Annotated in this window: 20 protein-coding genes and 1 riboswitch; of the genes, 7 read left to right on the top strand and 13 right to left on the bottom strand. The window is 73.0% G+C overall.

The window, feature by feature from the left end:
- Positions 1-69: 69 nt before the first annotated feature.
- On the bottom strand, positions 70-1,005 hold the full coding sequence (locus AB0M76_RS07205; RefSeq protein WP_365951976.1) for a peptidoglycan-binding domain-containing protein: 936 nt from the start codon (positions 1,003-1,005) through the stop codon (positions 70-72).
- A 127-nt stretch (positions 1,006-1,132) separates the two neighbouring features.
- On the opposite strand from AB0M76_RS07205, the gene AB0M76_RS07200 reads away from it, so the two are divergent.
- Entirely contained in the window at positions 1,133-3,199 is a 2,067-nt protein-coding gene (locus AB0M76_RS07200) for an MFS transporter (protein ID WP_365951975.1), read from the top strand.
- 35 nt (positions 3,200-3,234) lie between these two features.
- Here AB0M76_RS07200 and AB0M76_RS07195 read toward each other — a convergent pair whose 3' ends face one another.
- On the bottom strand, positions 3,235-3,768 hold the full coding sequence (locus AB0M76_RS07195; RefSeq protein WP_365951974.1) for a GNAT family N-acetyltransferase: 534 nt from the start codon (positions 3,766-3,768) through the stop codon (positions 3,235-3,237).
- A 106-nt stretch (positions 3,769-3,874) separates the two neighbouring features.
- Between AB0M76_RS07195 and AB0M76_RS07190 the strand changes: the two genes are divergently transcribed.
- Positions 3,875-4,270, top strand: a complete 396-nt coding sequence (locus AB0M76_RS07190; protein WP_266667397.1) for a nuclear transport factor 2 family protein — start codon at positions 3,875-3,877, stop codon at positions 4,268-4,270.
- A gap of 94 nt (positions 4,271-4,364) precedes the next feature.
- Here the strand turns inward: AB0M76_RS07190 and AB0M76_RS07185 are convergent, their stop codons facing one another.
- The gene (locus AB0M76_RS07185; RefSeq protein WP_365951973.1) at positions 4,365-4,727 is read right to left on the bottom strand and encodes an antibiotic biosynthesis monooxygenase; all 363 of its coding nucleotides are present in this window, start codon (positions 4,725-4,727) and stop codon (positions 4,365-4,367) included.
- Between the two features lie 120 nt (positions 4,728-4,847).
- On the opposite strand from AB0M76_RS07185, the gene AB0M76_RS07180 reads away from it, so the two are divergent.
- Positions 4,848-6,866, top strand: a complete 2,019-nt coding sequence (locus AB0M76_RS07180; RefSeq protein WP_365951972.1) for a bifunctional glycosyltransferase 87/phosphatase PAP2 family protein — start codon at positions 4,848-4,850, stop codon at positions 6,864-6,866.
- A gap of 138 nt (positions 6,867-7,004) precedes the next feature.
- Here AB0M76_RS07180 and AB0M76_RS07175 read toward each other — a convergent pair whose 3' ends face one another.
- Positions 7,005-7,388 carry a DUF6193 family natural product biosynthesis protein gene (locus AB0M76_RS07175; protein ID WP_365951971.1) on the bottom strand — a complete coding sequence of 128 codons (384 nt, stop codon included), beginning with the start codon at positions 7,386-7,388 and terminating at the stop codon, positions 7,005-7,007.
- Between the two features lie 195 nt (positions 7,389-7,583).
- Complete coding sequence (locus AB0M76_RS07170; RefSeq protein WP_365951970.1) at positions 7,584-8,828, bottom strand: cytochrome P450; 1,245 nt, start codon at positions 8,826-8,828, stop codon at positions 7,584-7,586.
- Between the two features lie 241 nt (positions 8,829-9,069).
- Here AB0M76_RS07170 and AB0M76_RS07165 point away from each other — a divergent pair, with 241 nt between their 5' ends.
- Positions 9,070-10,239, top strand: a complete 1,170-nt coding sequence (locus AB0M76_RS07165) for a steroid 3-ketoacyl-CoA thiolase (protein ID WP_365951969.1) — start codon at positions 9,070-9,072, stop codon at positions 10,237-10,239.
- 156 nt (positions 10,240-10,395) lie between these two features.
- Here AB0M76_RS07165 and AB0M76_RS07160 read toward each other — a convergent pair whose 3' ends face one another.
- The 7 genes from AB0M76_RS07160 to AB0M76_RS07130 form a co-directional block, all read right to left on the bottom strand.
- The gene (locus tag AB0M76_RS07160) at positions 10,396-10,797 is read right to left on the bottom strand and encodes a transglycosylase SLT domain-containing protein (protein ID WP_266667409.1); all 402 of its coding nucleotides are present in this window, start codon (positions 10,795-10,797) and stop codon (positions 10,396-10,398) included.
- A gap of 388 nt (positions 10,798-11,185) precedes the next feature.
- Positions 11,186-12,034, bottom strand: a complete 849-nt coding sequence (locus tag AB0M76_RS07155) for an ECF transporter S component (RefSeq protein ID WP_365951968.1) — start codon at positions 12,032-12,034, stop codon at positions 11,186-11,188.
- Complete coding sequence (locus tag AB0M76_RS07150; protein ID WP_365951967.1) at positions 12,031-14,127, bottom strand: ABC transporter ATP-binding protein; 2,097 nt, start codon at positions 14,125-14,127, stop codon at positions 12,031-12,033. Before AB0M76_RS07150 ends, AB0M76_RS07155 begins: the two co-directional genes overlap by 4 nt.
- A complete protein-coding gene (locus AB0M76_RS07145) occupies positions 14,124-15,221 on the bottom strand; it encodes an energy-coupling factor transporter transmembrane protein EcfT (protein WP_365952344.1) in 1,098 nt (365 codons plus the stop codon). The genes AB0M76_RS07150 and AB0M76_RS07145 overlap by 4 nt, the downstream gene beginning before the upstream one ends.
- Positions 15,222-15,418: 197 nt before the next feature.
- On the bottom strand, positions 15,419-16,060 hold the full coding sequence (locus AB0M76_RS07140; RefSeq protein ID WP_365951966.1) for an SCO2322 family protein: 642 nt from the start codon (positions 16,058-16,060) through the stop codon (positions 15,419-15,421).
- On the bottom strand, positions 16,060-17,298 hold the full coding sequence (locus AB0M76_RS07135; protein ID WP_365951965.1) for a prenyltransferase/squalene oxidase repeat-containing protein: 1,239 nt from the start codon (positions 17,296-17,298) through the stop codon (positions 16,060-16,062). Before AB0M76_RS07135 ends, AB0M76_RS07140 begins: the two co-directional genes overlap by 1 nt.
- 136 nt (positions 17,299-17,434) lie before the next feature.
- A riboswitch (cobalamin riboswitch) is annotated at positions 17,435-17,501 on the bottom strand.
- A 103-nt stretch (positions 17,502-17,604) separates the two neighbouring features.
- Positions 17,605-18,645 carry an MBL fold metallo-hydrolase gene (locus AB0M76_RS07130; protein ID WP_365952343.1) on the bottom strand — a complete coding sequence of 347 codons (1,041 nt, stop codon included), beginning with the start codon at positions 18,643-18,645 and terminating at the stop codon, positions 17,605-17,607.
- 286 nt (positions 18,646-18,931) lie between these two features.
- Here AB0M76_RS07130 and AB0M76_RS07125 point away from each other — a divergent pair, with 286 nt between their 5' ends.
- Both AB0M76_RS07125 and AB0M76_RS07120 read left to right on the top strand, forming a co-directional pair.
- The gene (locus AB0M76_RS07125) at positions 18,932-20,395 is read left to right on the top strand and encodes an aldehyde dehydrogenase (protein ID WP_053785007.1); all 1,464 of its coding nucleotides are present in this window, start codon (positions 18,932-18,934) and stop codon (positions 20,393-20,395) included.
- Positions 20,395-20,628 carry a ferredoxin gene (locus AB0M76_RS07120; protein ID WP_266667425.1) on the top strand — a complete coding sequence of 78 codons (234 nt, stop codon included), beginning with the start codon at positions 20,395-20,397 and terminating at the stop codon, positions 20,626-20,628. Before AB0M76_RS07125 ends, AB0M76_RS07120 begins: the two co-directional genes overlap by 1 nt.
- A gap of 78 nt (positions 20,629-20,706) precedes the next feature.
- Here AB0M76_RS07120 and AB0M76_RS07115 read toward each other — a convergent pair whose 3' ends face one another.
- Entirely contained in the window at positions 20,707-21,369 is a 663-nt protein-coding gene (locus AB0M76_RS07115; RefSeq protein ID WP_365951964.1) for a TetR family transcriptional regulator, read from the bottom strand.
- A 260-nt stretch (positions 21,370-21,629) separates the two neighbouring features.
- Here AB0M76_RS07115 and AB0M76_RS07110 point away from each other — a divergent pair, with 260 nt between their 5' ends.
- The gene (locus AB0M76_RS07110; RefSeq protein ID WP_365951963.1) at positions 21,630-22,946 is read left to right on the top strand and encodes a glycosyltransferase family 4 protein; all 1,317 of its coding nucleotides are present in this window, start codon (positions 21,630-21,632) and stop codon (positions 22,944-22,946) included.
- Positions 22,947-22,959 lie beyond the last annotated feature (13 nt).

The following is a 22,959-nucleotide window of genomic DNA, read 5'->3' as shown; positions in this document are numbered from 1 at the left end:
GTGCGGGCGGAACCACTTTGTTTCCACACGATACAAAATATGGGGCGGTCCGCGCCACTCCGCCACGAATCAGCCCGTGCCCTCCAGGGCCCGACGCGTCTGCGGACCGTAGACGCCCCAGTCCTCGTCGATGTAGTTCTGCCACTGGAAATCCGAGACGGCGTCCTCCGTGCGGCTGTCGAACCTGCCGTTGATCTTCCCGCGGTAGTAGCCCCGCCCCGCCAGGAGCCGCTGCATCTTCTCCACCTCCGGGCCCGAATCCCCGTACCGCAGCGTCGGTGCCTGCGGGGGTGGTGCCGGGGCGCTCGGCTTGCTGCTGCTCGTGCTCGGCGACGGGGTCGGGGACGGGGGTGCCGAGTTGCGGGAGGCGGTGGGCGAGGCGGAGCGCGATGCCGACTTGGAGGCGCTCGGTGACGGCGAAGCCGAAGCCGAGCGGGACGGGCTGCTCGTGGGGGCCGGCTGCGTCGGGCCGGCCGGAGCCAGGCTCGCGGCGGGCGCGGAGGGCTTGGCGTCCAGCAGGACGGTGTCGCTGTCACCGGAGCGCGGGAGCATCCCCAGCGCCAGGGCCGCCGTGCCGACGGCGACCACCGTGCCGGCGCCGGCCAGGACCGTCGGGAGCCGCCGTCGGCGGGACGGGCCGGTCCGCTTCTCGGGGCCCCCTCCCCCTCCCCTCCCCCCGACCCTCGTACCGGTTGCCGGGGTGGCTGCCCGGAGCTGGACCGTCTCGGCCGGCCAGAGCGCCTGCGGCGGCGCGTCCGGCCAGGCCACGGGTATGCCGTACGCCGGGGTGTCGTCCCCCGGCTGCGCCTCGGCGGGACGGGCGTACCCGCCCGCGGGACCGGCCACCACGCCCCGCACCGGCTGCGGGGGCGGCGGGGCGTCGGACTGGCCGGGGTCGGGCAGCGTCACGTACGGACGGATGCGCAGTGGCTCGAAACCGGCCACCGGCGCGCACCCGCAGTCGACGCCCACGGCGCCGCATTCTGGACAGCGCTCAGCGCTCACTGGAATCCCTCCCTGGCCATTGCCTGCGATTATGCAGACCCTCCGGGGCCTGCCCAACCCGCCCGAGAGGCCATAACCGGCCACACCGCTCAGGATGGACATGTTGATCCGGCCCGAGGAGGAACGGATGGCTCAGGACGTGACCGCGGACGCCGCGGACCCCGCTCCCCACCCGCAGAAGTCCGGCCCCGCCGCCGAACACACCTCCCGCGAGGTTCTCGTCTCCATCGGCGCCCTGCTGCTCGGCCTGCTCATCGCCGCCCTCGACCAGACGATCGTCTCCACGGCGCTGCCGACGATCGTCAGCGAGCTGGGCGGGATGGCTCACCTGTCCTGGGTCGTCACCGCATACATGCTGGCCGCCACCGCCGCCACACCGCTGTGGGGAAAACTCGGCGACCAGTACGGACGCAAGAAGCTGTTCCAGGGCGCCATCGTGCTCTTCCTCATCGGATCGGCGCTGTGCGGGCTCGCCCAGGACATGCCGCAGCTCATCGGATTCCGCGCCCTGCAGGGCCTGGGCGGCGGCGGACTCATCGTGCTGTCGATGGCGATCGTCGGCGACATCGTCCCGCCCCGCGAGCGCGGCAAGTACCAAGGCCTCTTCGGCGCCGTCTTCGGCGCGACCAGTGTCCTCGGACCGCTGCTGGGCGGCCTGTTCGTCGACAACCTGTCCTGGCGCTGGGTCTTCTACATCAACCTCCCCATCGGTCTCGTCGCGCTCGTCGTCATCGCCGCGGTCCTGCACATCCCCGTGCGGCGGTTGAAGCACGTCATCGACTACCTCGGCACGTTCCTCATCGCCTGCGTCGCCACCTGCCTCGTGCTCGTCGCCTCCCTCGGCGGCACCTGGGGCTGGGGCTCGGCCCGGATCGTCGGCCTGGCCGTCCTCGGCGCCGTACTGCTCGCCGTCTTCCTCTTCGTCGAGCGGCGGGCCGTCGAACCCGTCCTGCCGCTGGGGCTGTTCAGGATCCGCACCTTCACCCTCTGCTCTGTGATCAGCTTCGTCGTCGGTTTCGCGATGTTCGGCGCGATGGTCTACCTGCCGACCTTCCTCCAAGTGGTCCAGGGCGTCTCGCCCACCATGTCCGGCGTCCACATGCTGCCGATGGTGCTCGGCATGCTGATCTCCTCCACCGCCTCCGGCCAGATCGTCAGCCGCACCGGACGGTGGAAGGTCTTCCCGATCGCGGGCACGGCCGTGACCGCGGTCGGGCTGCTCCTGCTGCACCAGCTGCAGCGCACCAGCGGCACCTGGGAGATGAGCGTCTACTTCTTCGTCTTCGGCACCGGACTGGGTCTGGTCATGCAGGTGCTGGTACTGGTCGTGCAGAACGCCGTCAGCTACGCCGATCTCGGCGTCGCCACCTCCGGCGCCACGTTCTTCCGCTCCATCGGTGCCTCCTTCGGTGTTGCGATCTTCGGCACGGTCTTCACCAACCGGCTCGACGGCAAGCTCGCCACCGCCTTCACCGGGCTTCCGGTGCCGCCCGGTTCGGCCGCGCTGGTGGAGGCCGATCCGCGGGCCATCGAACGGCTGCCCGCCGAGCTGCGGCCCCGCGTGCTCGACGCGTACGCCTCTTCCATCACCGACGTCTTCCTCTACGCCGTGCCCGTCGTCCTCGTCGCCTTCGTCGTCGCCTGGTTCCTGAAGGAGGACGTGCTCCGGGTCTCGGTCACCGCTCCCGACGTCACCGAGACCCTCGCCTCCAACCCGGTCCACCGCTCCTCCCACGACGAGGTCGCCCGCGCGCTGACCGTCCTCGGGACCCGCGAAGGCCGCCGCCACGTCTACGAGAAGATCACCGAGAGGGCCGGCTTCGACCTGCTGCCCGCGGCCAGCTGGCTGCTGCTGCGGATCAAGAAGTACGGCTCGACCGAGCCCGCGCTGCTCGCGGAACGGACCACCGTGCCGCTGAAGGTGATCACGGACGCCGCCCGCCAGATCGAGGAGCGCGGACTCGCCGTACGGGACGGACTGTCCCTGGTCCTGACCGGGCGCGGGCGGGAGTACGCCGAGAAGCTGGCCGAGGCCCGCGAGGAGTCGCTCGCCGAACTGCTCGGCGACTGGTGGGGCCCGGACCGCCCGACCGACCTGGTCAAGCTGGTCAAGGAGATCAACGCGGAGCTCTGCGGATCCGACGCCGAGGAGCCCTACGACTCCCTGCCGCGCCGGGACCACGCCGCGCACTGACCCCGACGGGCGGCCAGGCAGGACGCCGACCGGGCTCAGACCAGGGGCTTCTCGAACCAGTGCTCCGCGTACTGGCCCGCGTTGTACGCCGGTATCTCCGCGTACCCGTGCCGCGCGTACAACGCCCGGGCTTCCACCAGGTCCGACCGGGTGTCGAGCCGGACCCGCTCGGCGCCCAGCGCGCGGGCCTCGTCCTCCAGGGCGGCGAGCAGGGCCGCCCCGCCGCCGGTGCCGCGGGCGCGGGAGTCCACGTACACCCTGGTGAGCTCGGCGGTGACGGGGTCGAGCAGCCGTATGCCGCCGCAGGCCAGAGGCCTGCCGTCCAATCGGCCGACCACGAACTGGCCCGTCGGCGGGACGAGCCCGTCGTCCGGGTCGTCCCGCAGGCCCTTGTCGATCTCGGCCTCGGTGACGGACCGTTTCCAGTACCGGCCGGCGACCTCCGCGTAGTACGCGCGGCGCAGCGCGGTGGCGTCGGCGGTGGCGAAGTGCTCGGCGACGACGGTCCAGTTGCCCGCCTCGCGGGGGGTGGCGACGGTGGAGCTGTTGCTCGTGCTGTTGATGTTCATGGCGCCATTGTGGAGTCCGTGCGCGGCTCGCCGCGTGGAATATCCACAGGTGCGGGCCGATGATAGGAAAAGACGTATATCACTCACATGGAGGGCGTGAAACGCCATGTCCGAACACCCTGACGCTGCCCTGATCCGCCGCGGTTACGAGGCCTTCGGCAAGGGCGACATGGAGACGCTGGGCACCCTGATGACGGCCGACGTCATCCACCACGTGCCCGGCAGCAACCCGCTCTCGGGGCACCACAAGGGCCGTGAAGCCGTCCTCGACCTGTACCGGCGGTTCGGCGAGGAGACGAACGGCACCTTCCAGGTCGATCTGCACTCGGTGCTGGTCGACGGGCGCGGCCACGGCATGACCTTCCACACGGCGCGCGGCGACCGCGGCGACCACGGGATCGAGATCCAGGGCGGCCTCTTCTTCACGATCGTCGGCGGGAAGATCACCGACGTCGACCAGTGCACGCAGGACATCGACGAGGAGGACCGCTTCTGGGGCTGATCCCCGGACCTCCTCGCCCCGCCCCGACGCGAGCCCCCGGCGTGGGCCCCTGGCGTGGGCCCCTGGCGTAGCCCGGCGGCTGCGCCGCCCCGGCTCAGGCCTGCGGCTTCGGCGCCGCCTGCTGCACGACCTCGAACGACCACACCGTCGAACCGGAAGCCGCCGGCTTCGGCCGCTCACCCGCGCCCGCGCCCGCGCCTGAGCCCGCGCCCGCACCCGCGCCGCCGCCCTGGTGGGCCGCCTTCATGGGCCCCTCCATCCACGCCTGGAAGTCCTCCTCCGACCGCCACCGCGTGTACACCAGGTACTGGTCCGTCCCCTCGACGGGACGCAGCAGCTCGAACCACTCGAACCCGTCCGAACCCTCCACGGCGCCCGCCCGCGAGGCGAACCGCTGCTCCAGTACTTCCCGCTGTTCGGCAGGCACGGTCAGTGCGTTGATCTTCACGATGCTCATGCCCGCCATCCTAGGGATCGCGTGCGGGATATCGTCCTCCCAGGTAATGAAGTGGTGCATGAAACGCGGCAGCCAGGCGAAGTCAAGGTTGCGGTCAACAGGGCGGGAGGCCGGCGAGGCGTGGCTAACGCGGCAGAGCACGGTGGTGCGAACGGACATGCCGGGGTCATAGGCGGTAGCGGCAGGCTGGGGGCGGCGCGGTTCCTCCTGTGGGCGCTGGCCGGTGTCCTCGCCGTCAGACAGGCCGCCGCAGTGCTGCGCGTGCCACCGGGCGAGTGGCTCAGCGAGTTCCAGCTCCCCAGCAGTTTTCCCGGCTCGCTCTACGACGGCGGCCAGTTCACCGGGACCCCCTTCGCCGGGATGGTCCTGAGGCCGTTCCTCGGGCTTGCGGCGCCCTCCCTGGAGTTGGCCTGGACCTGTGTGACGCTGCTGTTCGTCGCCGCCGTCGGGCTGGTCGCCGCGCGCGGCCTGCCCGACCCCGTGCCGCGGCGCACCGCGCTGCTCGCCGCGCCCGTGCTGGTCGGCCTGATGATGGTGTCGCTGCCCGTCCGGGCGGCCGCCTCGCCGGGCCAGACCGCCGTCCTGCCCGTGCTGCTGGTGCTGCTGGCCGTGTTCCGGGTGCCCGGTGAGCGCCCGGCCGGCTTCCTCGTCGGCCTCGCCGCCGCGCTCCAGCCGGCCCTGCTGCTGTTCGCGCCGCTGCTGTGGCTGACCGGCCGCCGCCCCACCGCCAAGGCCGCCGCCGTGACGTTCGCCGCAGCCACCGCCCTGTCCTGGGCGGCCCTGCCGCGCGACTCCTGGACGTACTGGGTCCACCACCTGGCCGGCACCGGCCTCGGCGGCGCCCCCGACAGCCTCGCCAACCAGTCCGTGCACGGCGCGCTGCTGCGGCTGGGCCTGAGCGGCCCCCTCGAGATCCTGCTGTACGTGGCCCTCGCGGCCGGGATCGTCTGGGTCGGCCTGCGCCGCGCGGCCCGCTACGCCCGCGACGGCCAGCTGCTGCTCGCCGTGGCCGTCACCGGCTGCGTGGCCGTCGCCGTGGCGCCGGCCGGCTGGCGCCACCAGCTGCTGTGGGTGCTGCTCGCGGTGGCCGGCAAGGTCGGCAAGCGGGCGGCGGACCGGCCCGTGTGGCCGGTGGCCGTGGTGCTCGCCATGACCCTGCCCAGCGACGTGCTGCTGCCCAACCTGGCCGCGCTGGCCCCTGTACGGGACAACGTACTGCTGCTCGCCGCGCTGGCGGCGGCCTGCGCGGTGCCGTTCCTGCCGCGCTCCTCGCCGTACTGGCGCGAGCCCGTCGCGACGGCGTACAGCCGGCCGGCCGCCGCCCGGTGGTCGCGGGTGCCGCTGATGCCGTTCTGGCGGCGCGTGCTGTCGCGCCCCAACCTGTTGCTGGAGCTGCTGCTGATACGGGTGGGGTACTCGCTGTACTCGCACATCCGGGCCGCCGCGCCGAGCAGCCGCAGCGTCGCCGAGGGGAACGGGAGTCAGATCCACGCCGTCGAGCGGGCGCTGGGCATCGACATCGAGCACGCCGTCAACCACGCCGTCGTGAACCTGCCCTGGCTGGAGAAGTTCTTCAACTTCTACTACACGTCGTTCCACTTCGTGGTGCCGCTGACGATCCTGGCGGTCCTGTACTGGCGCAGGCCGGGCGACTACCGCTGGGCCCGCGCCTCCCTGGGCCTGGCCACCGTCCTCGCGCTCGTCGGCTTCTGGCTGTACCCGCTGGCGCCGCCGCGGCTGATGCCCGCACTCGGCTTCATCGACACCGTGCACGGGCCGCAGGATCTGGCCCATCCGCAGTACGGGGCGATGACCGCGATCTCCAACCAGTACGCGGCGATGCCCTCGCTGCACTTCGGCTGGTCGCTGTGGTGCGGGATCGTGATCATCACCCTCGCGCCGAAGGGCTGGCAGAAGCTCCTCGGGGCGCTGCACCCGCTGATCACGGTGTGCGCGATCGTCGCCACCGCCAACCACTGGGTGCTCGACGCGGTCGGCGGCGCGGTCGTCATCAGCGCCGGGTTCGGGCTCGTGTACGTACTGTCGGGGCCGCGCGGCGCCGTCCTGCCGGCCGGGCTGAGCGTGCCGCGGCCGCGCGAGCCGGAGCGGGTGGGCGCCGCCACGCGCAGCCGGGCCTGAGCAGCCGCGCCCGACGGGCGGATTCCGCAGCGCGAAGGGGTGCCGGGGCAGGCCGTGTGCCCGCCCCGGCACCCCTTCGGTGGATCGCCGCGTCCTGTCAGGATCCGCCGTCGGCGGCCCCTGCGCCACCCGGGGTGATCAGCGGACCGCCGCGCCGCCCGCGGAGAGCCGGTCCACGACGAGAGCGATGGCGGCCTCGGCGGTGTCGGTCTCGGCGATGACGGTGGTCAGGCTGGGGCTGCGCACCCGGAAGCGGCCGTCGGGCGTGGGCTCGACGGCCGGTGCCTCCACCTCGAAGGGGTGGCGGGTGCGGGAGCTGAACCACAGGGTCCACTGGCGGGTGAACGGGTACAGCCGGCGCAGCTGCGGCTGCGCGGAGGCGGCCTCGATGAGCTCGATGACACCGCGGCAGAGCGTCTCGGGCCCGCCGCGCTCCTGGATCAGCCGCCACGTCGTGGGCAGCCGCTGCCAGCGGGCATCCACCCGGTGAGCGGTGTCTGTATCGGCAGCGTGAAGGTTCATCCGCGCAGTGTGACGCCCCACCGGTCTCAGGACAACGGTCCGGAAGTCAACAATCCGGCATACGCGCGCCCCCGATGCGCCCTGTCCGCCCGCCGGGCGCGCCCTCGGCGGCATTCCAGCGGACGGCAGGGGCCGGGGCGTGGGAGGAGCGGCCCCTGCCGCCGTGGAACCGGTACGGCCACGGACGGCACGTGCTCAACCGTGGCTGACCCGGAGCTCCTTGATGCCGTTGAGCCAGGCGGCGCGCAGCCGGCGCGGCTCCTCGCCGGTCAGCCGCAGGTCGGGCAGGGTGTCGGCCAGCGCGTTGAAGATCAGGTCGATCTCCATGATGGCCAGGGACTTGCCGAGGCAGAAGTGCGGGCCGCCGCCGCCGAAGCCCAGGTGCGGGTTCGGGTCGCGGGTGATGTCGAAGCGGTCGGGATCGGTGAACACCTCGGGGTCGTGGTTGGCGGAGGAGTAGAAGAGCCCCACCCGGTCGCCCGCCTTGATCTTCTGCCCGCCCAGCTCGGTGTCCTGGGTGGCCGTGCGCTGGAAGGACACCACCGGGGTGGCCCAGCGGACGATCTCCTCGGCGGCCGTCGCCGGCCGCGTCGCCTTGTACAGCTCCCACTGGTCGGGGTGGGTCAGGAAGGCGTGCATGCCGTGGCTGATGGCGTTGCGCGTGGTCTCGTTGCCGGCGACCGCCAGCAGCAGCACGAAGAAGCCGAACTCGTCGGAGCCCAGGTTGCCCTGGCCCTCGGCCGCCACCAGCTGCGTGACGATGTCCTTGGCCGGGCACTCCTTGCGGGCGGCGGAGAGGTTCATGGCGTAGCCGATGAGCTCCACGGCCGCGTTGGAGCCGACCTCCTCGGTGATCGCGTATTCGGGGTCGTCGTACGCGATCATCTTGTTCGACCAGTCGAAGATGCGCAGGCGGTCCTCCTGCGGTACGCCGATCAGTTCGGCGATGGCCTGCAGCGGGAGCTCGCACGCGACCTGCGTGACGAAGTCGAAGCTGCCGTCGGCCGAGGCTTCCAGCGCCTGCGCGACGATCTTCCGGGCCCGGTCGCGCAGGGCTTCCTCCAGGCCGCGGATGGCCCGCGGGGTGAAACCGCGCTGCACGATCTGGCGCACGCGGGTGTGTTCCGGCGGGTCCATGTTCAGCATGATCAGACGCTGGGCATCTATCTGCTCGCGCTGGATGTGCTCGTTGAAGCGGATGATCGCCGTGTTGGTGGTGGAGGAGAACAACTCCGGGTGCGTGGATACGTACTTGACGTCCGCGTGCCGGGTCACGACCCAGTAGCCCTCGTCGTCGAAGCCGGTGATGCCGTGCTGCTGGGGGCACCACCACACGGGTGCGGTCTGCCGCAGCTGTGCGAACTCGGGGAAGGGGACCCGGTCCTGGAGGAGGTCGGGGTCGGTGGCGTCGAAGCCTTCGGGCAGCGCGGGACAGGGCATCGGGCGACTCCAAAGTCTGACGGCCCATCAGAAGTTGGCTTGAAGGTAGTAACGAGTTCTGGAAGTGACAAGGGTCCTCACGTCAACTGTTGCGTGTGGAATCCGTGTAAGCCGCGTGCAAGACCCTTGCGTGCCGGGCCTCCGGGTCATAAGACTGCGAGGAGAACTAGAACGCGTACTAGTTCGGGCGGGGCGCCGGGACGGCCCGCCGCGCCGGCACAGTGCAGGAGAGGACGAGCTCATGGCCGCGGAACCCGTCATCGTCGAAGCCGTACGCACCCCCATCGGCAAGCGCGGGGGCGCGCTCGCCAACCTCCATCCCGCCTACCTGCTCGGCGAGACGTACCGCGAACTCCTCGCCCGGACCGGAATCCAGCCCGACTGCGTCGAGCAGATCGTCGGCGGCACCGTCACCCACGCCGGCGAGCAGTCCATGAACCCGGCGCGCAACGCCTGGCTCGCCATGGGCCTGCCGTACGAGACCGCCGCGACCACGGTGGACTGCCAGTGCGGCAGCTCCCAGCAGGCCAACCACATGGTCGCCAACATGATCTCCGGCGGGGTCATGGACATCGGCATCGCCTGCGGCGTCGAGGCGATGAGCCGGGTGCCGCTGGGCTCCGGCTCCAAGCACGGCCCCGGCAAGCCCTTCCCGGACGAGTGGAACGTCGACCTCCCGAACCAGTTCGAGGCCGCCGAGCGGATCGCCCGCCACCGGGGCCTGACCCGCGAGGACGTCGACCGGCTCGGGCTGCTCTCCCAGGAGCGGGCCGCCACCGCATGGGCCGAGGAGCGGTTCAAGCGGGAGACCTTCGCCGTCCAGGTCCCGACGACGGAGGAGGAGCAGGCCGCAGGGCAGGGCATGTGGCGGCTCGTCGACCGCGACGAGGGGCTGCGCGACACCAGCATGGAGGCGCTGGCCCGGCTCAAGCCGGTCATGCCGACCGCCGTGCACACCGCCGGGAACTCCTCGCAGATATCCGACGGGGCCGCCGCCGTGATGTGGGCCTCACGCAAGATGGCCCGCGCGCTCAAGCTCAAGCCGCGCGCCCGGATCGTCGCCCAGACCCTTGTCGGCGCCGACCCGCACTACCACCTCGACGGGCCGATCGACGCGACGCGGGCCGTGCTCGGCAAGGCCGGGATGTCCCTCAGGGACATCGACCTGGTCGAGATCAACGAGGCCTTCGCCTCCGTCGTCCTCAGCTGGGCCCAGGTCTTCGAGCAGGACCTGGAGAAGGTGAACGTCAACGGCGGCGGCATCGCGCTCGGCCACCCCGTCGGCGCGACCGGAGCCCGGCTGATCACCACCGCGCTGCACGAGCTCGAGCGCCGCGACAAGGAATTCGCGCTGATCACCATGTGCGCGGGCGGCGCGCTGGCGACCGGGACGATCATCCAGCGGCTGTGAGCGCGTGAGCGCGTGAGCGCGTGCGGCGCGCACCGCGCGCACCGCGCCCACTGAACCCTGTGGGATGGGAAACAGAAGGCCCCGGTGGCCGGACCTGGGGAGGTCCGGCCACCGGGGCCTTCGCACTGCTCGTGCAGCAAAGCGCTTACCGGTGGCTTAGTACCAGTGGTTGGCCTGCCAGAAGTTCCAGGCGCCGACCGGGCTGCCGTAGCGGGAGTTCATGTAGTCCAGGCCCCACTTGATCTGGGTGGCCGGGTTGGTCTTCCAGTCCGCACCCGCGGAGGCCATCTTCGAGGCCGGCAGGGCCTGGGCCAGGCCGTACGCACCCGAGGAGGCGTTCGTGGCGGTGTGGTCCCAGCCGCTCTCGTGGGAAATGATCTTGTCGAAGGCGGCGAACTGGGCCGGGTCCTTGATCATCTGGTGCGCGATCGCCTTGGCGCTCGTCGGGGCCGCCTGAGCGGGAACCGTGGCGAGCATGGTGCCGGCGACGCCCAGGGCGACGATGGAGCCGGCGAGGGCCTTCTTGGAGGCGGCGATGCGACGGATGACGTGGGACACGGATGAAACCTTCCGCAGGGGACAAGGGCGGTCGCGGGCATGTCGAGGACATGCGTGAGCCACTCACGCAGAGGAGAGGGGTTCGTCGGGCGGGGGGTGAAGACCCCGGCCGCCGTAGCGACAACACCAGTTAGCCAGGTCCCCGAGGCTCTGGCAACGACCCCGATTACTAGCCGCCCTCGCAGCCGGGGGCCGTTGGGCCGGGGGCGGGGGTGCCGGCGTTCTCGCAGGTGAGGGCCGGTTCCCGGGTCGAGGGAGGGGGTCTTGAGGGCTACTACCCCGCGTCGTATGTGACGTGGGTCCTATGGGGTGAGTCACCGGGACAAGGCCCGAATGTCACCTTCTGTGGTGGTTCGTTACGCGAAATGGTGTGTGCGCCGGGCCACTTTCAACCCGAACCGAAGGAAACGGGCGCCTCGAACGCCGCTTTTCGTACCGCCCGCCGCAATGCTTTCAGCAGCGTGCCGCCGACCGCGAGCGTCAGTACGACGGTCAGCGCGGCCCGGCCCAGGTCCCAGCCCAGCGAGGTCGCCGCGCAGTACGCGGCGAAGCGGGCCAGGTTGGCGGCGACCGGATCCCCCGGGTGGAAGGAGATGCCCTGGCCCATGCCCTGCAGGAGCACCCAGCCCTGCAGGTTCATGACCGTGCCGTACGCGAACGAGCCCACGAACCCGTACGCCGCCAGCATCAGCAGCTCCGCCCGGCCCCGGATCCTCCCCCAAGCTCTCGGCTTCGCTCGAGCAGGGGGGACCCCCGTCGCGCCGGGCAGCAGCCCGGCGCCCAGCGAGAACCAGCCCATCGCCAGCATCTGGAACGGCATCCACGGCCCGACCCCGCCCGTGAGCAGGGCGGAGGCGAACATCGTGACCGAGCCGAGGACGAAGCCGAAGCCCGGGCCGAGGACGCGGCCGCTGAGCACCATCAGGAAGAACATCGGCTCCAGGCCGGCCGTGCCGGCGCCCAGCGGTCTCAGGGCGGCCCCGACCGCGGCGAGCACGCCGAGCATCGCCACCGCCTTGGCGTCCATGCCCTGGTCGGCGATGGTCGCGACGACGACGGCGACGAGGAGGGGGAGCAGCGCCGCGAAGAGCCAGGGGGCGTCCTGGGAGTGGGCGAGGCCGGACTGGCGGTCGGCGAGGAGGGGCCAGCCGAAGGCCGCGATGCCGATGAGGGTGACGAGGAGCAGGGCGGTGGCGGCGCGGGGGCCGATGCGGAGGGGGCGGGAGGGGGTGCTCATGAGGTGGCCTCTGACTCTGACTCTGCCTCGGCCGGGGCTTTCAGGGCATTCGCGACCTGGGTCACCGTGAGCCAGTGGCCCGGGGCCAGGATCTTGGCCACCTGGGGGGCGAAGGCCGGGGACGACACGACGACCTCGGCGGTCGGGCCGTCCGCGACGATCTCGCCGCCGGCGAGGATCACCACCCGGTGGGCCAGCTCGGCGGCGAGCTCCACGTCGTGGGTGGCGAGGACGATCGCGTGCCCGTCGGCGGCGAGGCCGCGGAGGATCTCGATCAGGCGGGCCTTGGCGGCGTAGTCCAGACCGCGGGTTGGCTCGTCGAGCAGGAGCAGCGCGGGGCGGCCGGTGAGTACGAGGGCCAGGGCGAGGGCCAGGCGCTGGCCCTCGGAGAGGTCCCGGGGATGGGTGTCGTCGGGGACGTCCGGGAGCAGGGCGGAGACGAGGTCCCGGCAGGTGCCGGGGGCCGCGCCGGCGTCGGCGTCGGCGGCGGAGCACTCGGCGGACACGGTGTCGGCGTACAGGAGGTCGCGGGGTTCCTGCGGGACGAGGCCGACGCGGCGGACCATCTCCTGCGGGGCGGTGCGGTGGGGGATGCGGCCGCCGACGGTCACCGTGCCGGTGGTGGGGGCGAGCGTGCCGATGAGGGTGGCGAGGAGGGTGGACTTGCCGGCGCCGTTGCGGCCCATGAGGGCGATGGTCTCGCCGGGGGCCACGGAGAGGTCGATGCCGTGGAGGACTTCGGCGCGGCCGCGGCGGAGGGAGAGGGCGGTTGCCTTGGCCACGGAGGCGGGATTGCCGGTGCCGGTGCCGGTGCCGGTGCCTGTGCCTGTGCCAGTGCCGGCTCCGGGCGCGGGCGCGCTGCCGGTTCCGGCGCCGGTGGCGGGGCTGGGGGACGGCTCGCTCCGGCGGAGCAGGCGGGCCAGGATGCCGGGGCGGGGGACGGGGCGGGGGACGGGGCCGCTGCGCGGGGCTTCTTCCCCACCCCGCCCCTTCCCGAAACCGTGGGCTCCGCCCCCGGACCCTCCCCCTCGCTGCGCTGGGGGGACCCCCAGCGCCTCGAACCCCGGCTGGGCTGGATGGTGCTGCGGAGCCGGGGCGCCCGACGGGACCGGGGACTCCGGCTGGGCCGGGGCGGGCTGAGGGGTGGGAGACGTCGGCCGGGGCGCGGAGGGCGGCGGTGTCGGGGATGGCAGAGGGGATGCGGGCGTCGGGCGGGGTGAGCGAGGCGGCCACGGCGGCGGTTGCGGGGTGGAGGCCTGGGAGGCGGCGGAGGTTGCGAGGGTGAGGCGGGAGCGGAGTGGAGCGGACCGGCGGCGGGCGTCGCGGATCGAGAGAGGGAGGGGGGACCAGTCCGCCAGGCGGCCCAGGGCCACCACCGGGGGGTGGACCGGGGAGACCGCCATGATCGAGGACGGGCTGCCGAGGACCGGCGCCGCGCCCGGGGACGGGAGGAGGAGGACCTGGTCCGCGTACTGGACGACGCGTTCCAGTCGGTGTTCCGCCAGCAGCACCGTCGTGCCCAGGTCGTGGACCAGGCGCTGGAGGACCGCCAGTACCTCCTCGGCGGCCGCCGGGTCCAGCGCCGACGTCGGCTCGTCCAGGACCAGGACCTTCGGGTGCGGGGTCAGGACCGAGCCGATCGCGACCCGCTGCTGCTGGCCGCCGGAGAGGGTGGCGATGGGGCGGTCACGCAGTTCGTTCAGGCCCAGCAGGTCCAGGGTCTCCTCGACCCGGCGGCGCATGACGGCCGGGGCCAGGCCGAGGGACTCCATGCCGTAGGCGAGCTCGTCCTCGACCACGTCCGTCACGAAGTGCGCGAGCGGGTCCTGGCCGACCGTGCCCACGACATCGGCGAGCTCGCGCGGCTTGTGGGTACGGGTGTCGCGGCCGGCGACGGTGACACGGCCCCGCAGCGTGCCCCCGGTGAAATGCGGGACCAGGCCGGAGACCGCACCGAGGAGGGTCGACTTGCCGACGCCCGACGGGCCGACCAGGAGCGTGAGCTCGCCCTCCGGGATCACCAGGTCGGCGTCGCGGAGGGTGGGCTCCGCGGCGCCGTCGTACGTGACCGACACCTGCTCGAAGCGGATCACAGTGCTGTTTCCTTCGGAGGTACGGGCGCCACGAAGGCGGGGAGCAGGCCGATCAGGATCGCCGCCGCCGGCCACAGCGGGAGCGTGGGGGAGACCAGGGGGACGACGCCGGGGAGGAGGGCGTCCGGGTCCACGGCCGCGGCATGGATGAGGACGGCCGCGACCGCCGCACCCGACCCGGCGACCAGCCACGCCCGCCACCCCCAGCGGTCGGGCCGGTAGCGGGTCCGGATGCTGCGCCGGCCGCCGAGGCGCAGGCCCGCGAGGGCCAGGAAGAGGCCGATGAGCAGGACCGGCAGCCCGTACGCGGCGCCCTCGGCGGCGAGCAGCCCGTACGTGCCCGCGCACATGCCGAGCAGGCCGCCGAGGGTGAGGACGTTGGTGGTGTGCCGCACGGCGGGCGGGACCTGCGCAGTACGGCCGTAGCCGCGGGCGTCCATCGAGGCGGCGACGGCGACGGAGCGCTCGAGGGCGCCCTCCAGGACGGGCAGGCCGATCTGGAGGATCGCCTTGACGCCGCCGGTGGGGCGGCCGCGCAGGCGGCGGGCGGTCCGCAGGCGGGCGACGTCGGCGACCATGTTCGGCGCGAAGGTCATGGCGACGACGACGGCGACGCCGGCCTCGTAGAGGGCGGCCGGGAGGGATTTCAGCAGCCGCGCCGGATTGGCGAGGGCGTTCGCGGCGCCGATGCAGACGAGGAGGGTGGCCAGCTTGGCGCCGTCGTAGAAGGCGAAGATGAGCTGCTCGGCGGTGACGCGGCCGCCGATGCGGATGCCCTGGGCCGCCCAGGCGGGGAGCGGGAGCTCGGGGAGGGTGAGCAGGACGTGCGCGCCGGGGATCGGGGAGCCGAGCAGCACGGAGAAGAGGAGGCGCAGCCCGATGACGAACAGGCCGAGCTTGAGGAAGGCGCCGTAGGAACGCGCCCAGGGCGCGGAGGTCCGGCGGGCGGCCACGACGTAGCCGGCCACGCCGGCGATCAGGCCGAGGAGAAGGGGATTGGTGGTGCGGGAGGCGGCCGTGGCGAGGCCGAGCGCCCAGAGCCACCAGGCTCCCGCGTGCAGGGCGTTCCCCCGACGGGCCTGCGGCGCCACCACGCGGCGGACCCGGCTTTTCTCGTACGCCGGCCAGGACCCGGGGTCGCCCGCCCCGGCGGGCCCGGGCCCGGCCGGGATCACGTCGCCGACTGCGGGCCGGCGGGTCCGACCCGTACCCTGCGCCCGCGCCGCTGTCCCACGGGGACCGCCCGGGGCGCTGGCTCCGGCGGAGCCCGTGGGGTGGGGGGTGTCGGGGGTCATCGCCGGCGGCGGGATTGCCAGACTGCGGCTGCCGCCAGGGCGGCCACCGCCGCCAGGCCTGCCAGGAGGCCCGTGGACGGGCCTCCGTCCTTGGGCGCGGTGTGCGTCGGCTCGGGTTCCGCGTCGGCGATCTGTTCGCCGCAGCCCTGCTTCGGGTAGCCCGACACCGCGCACAGCAGCGCCGCGCTGTTGTAGCGGAGCGGCTTGGCCACCTCCGCCAGGGCCTCGGCCGCCGTGGCGTCCGGGGCGACCCGGGCGCAGGCCGTGCGCGGGGTGTCCTGCGGCGGGGTGTCGCCCGCCGGGGCGTCCGCCGGGACGCCGGAGTCGACGACCACGGCGATCCGCTTGCGGCCCTCCACGGGCGGGGTGGCTGCGCAGACCGACGCGAAGTCGGCCGCCGCGCGCGGCTTCGCCGCCTCGGCCGCCGCGTCCTGACTCACCGCGAAGCGGAAGCCCAGGGCCGCGCCGTCCGCCGGGCGGGCCGTCGAGGGGCCCTGCGTGGCGTACTGCCACTGGCCTCCCGAACCCTCCCAGAACGACCAGTAGCGGTAGCCCGCCGCCAGCGCGGGCGAGGTCGCCAGGAGGGTCAGGAGGATGCCGAACACGAGGGCCCACGGGGTCAGGCTGCGGCGGCGCATCAGAGCTGGTTCTTCTTCCGGCGGCCGCTCAGGAGGACGCCGATGCCCATGCCGGCGGCCAGGCCCGCGCCCACGATCCACCACACGTTCTGGTCGGACGACTTCGAGTCCTCCTTGGGCTTCGGCGCTGCCGACTCACCCGTCTGCTGGGCCGGGCCCGTTGCGTTCAGGGCGGTCACCAGGTCCGTGCCGCCGAACGACCTCGGGTCCGTGCCCGTCGCGTGTGCGGCCAGCACCAGGGTGCCGAGCGCGGCCGGGTTGCCCTGGGCCCACTGCGCCGAGTTGGCCTTCAGCCACTCCAGCGCGCCCGCAGCCGACTGCGTGTGCCCGGCCGCGGCCAGCGCGATCACCGCGTCGGCGGTGTTGCCGGTGTCCGCGGTCGGCTGGTCGGCGCCGGGGGTGACGGCCGTGAGGTGGCCGTCCTTCTTCAGCGTCTCGGCCAGGTAGCCGGCCGCACCCTGGGCGGCGGTCGCCGGGTCGGTGGCGCCCGCCGGGCAGGCGAGGGCGGCCGCGGGGGTGTCCGTCGAGGCAGGGGGCACGAGCGACCCCTGGCCGAGGCCGGCCAGGACCGCGGCGGCCGTGGCGTCGGCGTTGGCCGGGAGCTTGCCGTCGGCCGGCTGGTACCCGAAGGCGCCCCGGTCGGCGGCCGGCTCGGCGGCGCAGCCCAGCTGGAAGGCGAGCAGGCCCTCGTACGCGGACTTGCCGGCCTTCGACTTCACCTCGGCCGGCGTCTCGCCCGCCACGGCCAGCGCGCTGATCACGATGGAGGTGGAGTTGCCCTCGCTCGGGGTACCGGGGACGAAGGCCCAGCCGCCGTCCTCGTTCTGGACGGACTTCAGCCAGTCCACGCCCTTCTTCACCGCCGCGTCCTGGCCGCCCAGCCCCTTCAGCGCCTGCACGGCCATCGCGGTGGCGTTCGTGTCGAACATCGTCTTGTCGTCGCAGGCAGCGCCCGCGTCCGCGCGGAAGGAGGCGAAGCCGCCGTTCGCGCACTGCTGGCCGACGAGCCAGGCGACGGCCTCCTTGGCCGGCTTGACGCCGACCGTCTGCTGGGCCAGCAGCGCGAAGGACTGCCGCCACACACCGTCGTACGTCGGGTCGTTCTTGCCGAACAGCCCGGACGGGATCACCGGGGCCGGCGGGGCGGAGGGGGAGGGCGCGGCGAGGGCTGCGGGGGCGGCGCCCACGCAGAGCACGGCGGAGGCGGCGAGCGCGGCGGCGCTGCGGCGGACGTTCATGGGGGCGGGTGCCTCTCGTGCTGGGGAGCAGGAGGCAGGCGCGCACAGGGCACCGGGCTCCGGCTCCGTTTACCTCGACGGTGCCGGCCGCCGGGGGCTCCGGCGGCGCGAGCCGCGCACCTCGCGTACGGGGCGGTCCGGCTCCCCGCCCGGCGGGGCCGGGGCGGGTCACGGTTGCGGGTCAGCGCCGGAATTTCACCGGCTTCTTCCCGTACGGAAGGGTGGACGACGCGCTTACTGTACCGGCCCGTAGCAGTCCGGAAGGGTGGCGTCGGCCCGCTGCGCCCCTTACCGGCGGGCCTGCCGTCACAGTGCGCGGTACGTGACCGGGTCGCTGCCCGGGACCGCCTCGGCCCGGCCCTGCTTCACCAGCCGCCGCAGATGGGCCTCTGCTTCGGAGACGGCGATGTTGCGGGAGCCGTACGGGATCTGCTCCCAGGGCCGGTTCCACTCCATGCGCTCCGCCAGCCCCCACGGGGTCAGCGGCTCGGCCAGCAGTTCCCACAGCCCGGTCAGCCGGTCCTCGTGGTGGCGCAGCAGCTCGCGGACCCGGGCCGGGGCGTCGGTGAAGGCGTGCTGGTGGGCGGGGAGCACCTCGGCGGGGTCGAGGCGGCCGATCCGCTCGAGGGAGTCGAGGTAGTCGCCGAGGGGGTCGGTGACCCGCTCGGACGACGGGTCCTCGTAGAGGCCGATGTGCGGGGAGATCCCGGGCAGCAGGTGGTCCCCGGAGAAGAGGCGTCCGTTGCCGGGGAGGTTCGCCGGGTGCTGTTCCTCCAGGTGCAGGCAGACGTGGCCGGGGGTGTGCCCCGGGGTCCAGATGGCGCGCAGCCGCCGCCCGGCGAGGGGGAGTGGCTCGCCCGGGACGATCTCCCGGTCGGGGACGGCGGCCCGGAGTCCCGGAAGGGTGCGCATGCGGCCGCTCGCGCGGGCGGCCCTCAGGGGTGCGAGGTGCTCCTCGGGGGCTCCGGCGGTGGCCAGCTTCTCGCTCATGTAGTCGAACCAGACGCCGGGCTCGGCGGAGCGGGTCCGTACGACGACCTCGGTGTCGGCGGCGTGCATCGCGATCCAGGCGCCGGAGGCCTCGCGGACCCGGCCGGACAGGCCGTGGTGGTCGGGGTGGTGGTGGGTGATGACCACGCCGTGGACGTCGGCGACCGGGATGCCGAGGGCGCCGAGGCCGGCGACGAGGGTGTCCCAGGACTCGGGGTCGTCCCATCCGGTGTCGACGAGGACGGGGCCGCGGTCGGTGTCGAGGACGTGGACCAGGGTGTGGCCGAGCGGGTTGTCGGGGATCGGGACCTTGATGCCGTGGACGCCACCGCCGTGGTCGGTGACATGCGGGGTGATGGCCGGGATGACGGGGGGCGTGGCCCCGGGTCCGGTGGGCGGTGCGGCCTGCGGCGGCGTGTCCTGCGGCATGAGGGCTCCCTGTCTGCGCCCGGCCGCGCCTGCGCCGCCCGGCTCACTCTCACGAGAACGTGTTGCAGTAGTCGCCCAAGTCGACCATCTGAGGCCCGTTCTGACTAGTCGTAACCCCTCGTTGGATCTTCCGGGCTGTTCCGTCCTGGCCGTGGACTCCTAGAACTAGAACTGGTATCAGTTCGGGAACGCCAAGCCGCAGGAGGCAGCAGCCATGACCGAGCTCGTGGAACACGGACACCTGTTCATCGGCGGGGAGTGGACGGATCCGCTGGGCACCGACACGATCGAGATCGTCTCCCCCCACACCGAGCAGGTCATCGGCAGCGTCCCGCACGCCTCCCGCGCGGACGTGGACCGCGCTGTCGCGGTCGCCCGCCGGGCCTTCGACGAGGGCCCCTGGCCCCGGATGTCCCTGGACGAGCGGATCGCCGTCGTCACCCGGATCAAGGACGCGATCGCCGTCCGGCACGAGGAGATCGCCCGGTCGATCAGCTCGCAGAACGGATCCCCGTACTCCTGGAGCGTCCTCGCGCAGGCGCTCGGCCCGATGATGGTCTACGACGCCGCGATCCAGGTCGCGCGCGCCTACCCGTACGAGGAGCACCGCCAGGGGGTGCTCGGGCCGATCCTGGTGCGCCGGGAGCCGGTGGGCGTGGTCGCGGCCGTCATCCCGTGGAACGTGCCGCAGTTCGTGGCCGCCGCGAAGCTGGCTCCCGCGCTGCTGACGGGGTCGACGGTGATCCTGAAGCCGTCCCCCGAGTCGCCGCTGGACTCGTACATCCTCGCCGACATCGCCCGCGAGGCCGGGCTGCCGGAGGGCGTGCTGTCGATCCTGCCCGCCGACCGGGAGGTCAGCGAGTACCTGGTCGGCCACCCCGGCGTCGACAAGGTGGCGTTCACCGGCTCGGTCGCGGCCGGCCGGCGCGTGATGGAGGTCGCCGCGCGCAACCTGACCCGGGTCACGCTCGAACTCGGCGGCAAGTCGGCCGCCGTGATCCTGCCGGACGCCGACCTCGAGTCCACCATCGCCGGGATCGTCCCGGCGGCCTGGATGAACAACGGGCAGGCCTGTGTGGCCCAGACCCGGGTGCTCGCCCCGCGCAGCCGGTACGAGGAGGTCGCCGAGGCGCTCGCGGCCGCGGCCGGCGCGCTGGTGGTCGGCGACCCGCTGGACCCGGCGACGCAGCTCGGGCCGCTGGTGGCCAGGCGGCAGCAGCAGCGGTCGCTGGACTATATCCGGATCGGCCAGGAGGAGGGCGCGAAGGTCCTGGCGGGCGGCGGCCGCCCGGCCGGGCTGGAGCAGGGCTGGTACGTGGAGCCGACGCTGTTCGGGGACGTGGACAACTCGATGCGGATCGCCCGCGAGGAGATCTTCGGGCCGGTCGTCTGCCTGATCCCGTACGGGGACGAGGCGGAGGCGGTACGGGTCGCCAACGACTCGGAGTTCGGTCTGAGCGGCAGCGTCTGGACGGGGGACGTCGAGCACGGCATCGACTTCGCCCGGCAGGTGCGGACGGGCACGTTCAACGTGAACACCTTCAGCCTGGACATGCTGGGGCCGTTCGGCGGCTACAAGAACAGCGGTGTGGGGCGGGAGTTCGGGCCCGAGGGGCTGAGCGAGTACCTGGAGCACAAGATGATCCACCTGCCGGCGGGCTACGCGGCGGGTGCCTGATGGGTGACCGCTGGCAGGTCGAGGTGGACCGGGGGGTCTGCATCGGCTCGGGCATGTGCGTGAACCACGCGCCGGAGGGCTTCGTGCTGGACTCGGCGCGCCAGTCGCATCCGCGGGATCCGGAGACGGACGCGAACGAGCCGGTCCTGACGGCGGCGGAGGGCTGCCCGGTGGAGGCCATCATGATCACCCTGGCGGCCACCGGCGAGGCGGTGTTCCCCCCGGAGGAATGACCGAAGAGGCGCCGGGCGGCGGCCCGGGCGGCGGACACCCCCGTCCGCCGCCGGGGCCGCTGCGTGCGTACAGCGGGATCAGGCCTTTCGCGCGGTCCCGGTAGCCCCGCCGGCCCCGCCGGCGGCCGGCGGCGCCGTCATGTCGATCAGGCGGCACACCGTCTCGATGTCGATCTTGACCTGGGCGATCGAGGCGCGCCCCGAGAGCCAGGTGATCAGCGCCGAGTGCCAGGTGTGCTCGATCACCCGGACCGCGGAGAGCTGCTCCGCCGTCGGCGGGGCGTCCAGGCCCATCGCGTCCAGGATGATCGCCGTGGTCAGCCGGGACACCGTGTCCACCTCGGGGCTCACGCTCCGGTCGGCGAACGTCAGGGCGCGGACCATCGCATCGGCGAGCTGCGGTTCCCGTTGCAGGGCGCGGAAGGCCCGCATCAGCGTCTCCGCGACCCGCGCCGCCGGGTCGTCGCCCGCCGGGGGCCGCTTGCGGAGCGTCGTGTGCATGTGCTGGAGCTGGTCCTGCATCGTCGCGACGAGCAGGTGCACCTTCGACGGGAAGTACCGGTACAGGGTGCCCAGCGCGACCCCGGCCGCCTCCGCGACCTCCCGCATCTGGACGGCGTCGAAACCGCCCCGGCTGGCCAGCTGGGCGCTGGCGTGCAGGATCCGGCGGCGGCGCGCCTCCTGGCGCTCCGTCAGGGGAGGGGACGCCGTCGTGGCGACGGCTTTCGCATCCGCTGTCATCTGTCCCGTTCCATGGCGTTCCGTGTCGTTGCGGTGCTGATTTCCGGGCTGTTCACATCGTGATCGGCAGGCGATCGGCCGGTGATCGACAGCCAGCATGTCAGGCGCCGGAGCCGTGGCGTGAATCACCTGCTCCGCCTCTTACGGTGTGGTTTCCGGCCGGTAGATTCAATGGTCTTCGACGGATCAAGTCTGAAACTTGTTCTACATTATGCGAGCGGTTACGCTCCGGCGAAAGTGCAGGGAGAAGGGGGCCGAGAGTGACCGCTGAGGCCATGGTGACGAGCCCTTTCGCGGGTTCCGCCACCGACGGCGACCGCCCGTTGCGCATCGCACTCCTCACCTATAAGGGGAACCCGTTCTGCGGCGGCCAGGGCGTCTACGTCCGGCACCTCTCGCGGGAGCTCGTGAGGCTGGGGCACTCCGTCGAGGTCATCGGCGCGCAGCCGTACCCGGTCCTCGACACCGGCGCCACGCTCACCGAACTGCCGAGCCTCGACCTGTACCGGCAGCCCGACCCGTTCCGTACGCCGAAGCGCGACGAGTACCGGGACTGGATCGACGCGCTCGAGGTCGCCACCATGTGGACGGGCGGATTCCCCGAGCCGCTGACCTTCTCGCTGCGGGCCCGGCGCCACCTCGCCGCCCGCGCGGGCGAGTTCGACGTCATCCACGACAACCAGACGCTCGGCTACGGCCTGCTGGCCGACCTCGGTGCGCCGCTGGTCACCACCATCCACCACCCCATCACGGTGGACCGGAAGCTCGACCTCGAAGCCGCGAAGGACCGCAAGAAGCGGCTCTCCGTCCGGCGCTGGTACGCCTTCACGCGGATGCAGGGACGGGTCGCCCGCCGGCTGCCCTCCGTGCTGACCGTCTCCGGATCCTCCCGGCAGGAGATCGCCGAGCACCTGGGCGTGCGGGACGAGCGCATCCACGTCGTCCACATCGGCGCCGACACCGACCTGTGGTCGCCCGACGCGTCCGTCGCCGAGGTGCCGGGGCGGATCGTCACCACCTCCAGCGCCGACGTCCCGCTCAAGGGCCTCGTCCACCTCGTCGAGGCGCTCGCGAAGCTGCGGACCGAGCAGCCCGACGCCCACCTCGTCGTCGTCGGCAAGCGCGCCGAGCAGGGTCCGGTCGCCCGCGCGATCGACTCGTACGGGCTGAAGGACGCGGTCCGCTTCGTCAAGGGCATCACCGACACCGAGCTCGTCGACCTGGTGCGCAGCGCACAGGTCGCCTGCGTGCCGTCGCTGTACGAGGGCTTCTCGCTGCCCGCCGCCGAGGCCATGGCCACCGGCACCCCGCTGGTCGCCACCACCGGCGGCGCGATCCCCGAGGTCGCGGGCCCCGACGGCGAGACCTGCCTCGCGGTGCCGCCCGGCGACGCGGGCGCGCTGGCCGCCGCACTGGGCCGGCTGCTGGGCGATGCGCAGCTGCGGGCCCGCCTCGGCGCCGCCGGACGCGAGCGGGTGCTGGCCCGGTTCACCTGGGCCAGAGCCGCCGAGGGCACCGCCGCGCACTACCGCGCCGCCATCGAGCAGGCAGCCGGCCGCGCCCGCCGCGCGCGGTGACCTTCCGCCTTTT

Origin of the sequence: Streptomyces sp. NPDC051364 (genome assembly GCF_040682115.1) — a bacterium.
Lineage (GTDB): Bacteria > Actinomycetota > Actinomycetes > Streptomycetales > Streptomycetaceae > Streptomyces.
The sequence above is the reverse complement of the archived record's forward strand: the minus strand, read 5'-3'. Positions and strand labels throughout refer to the sequence as shown.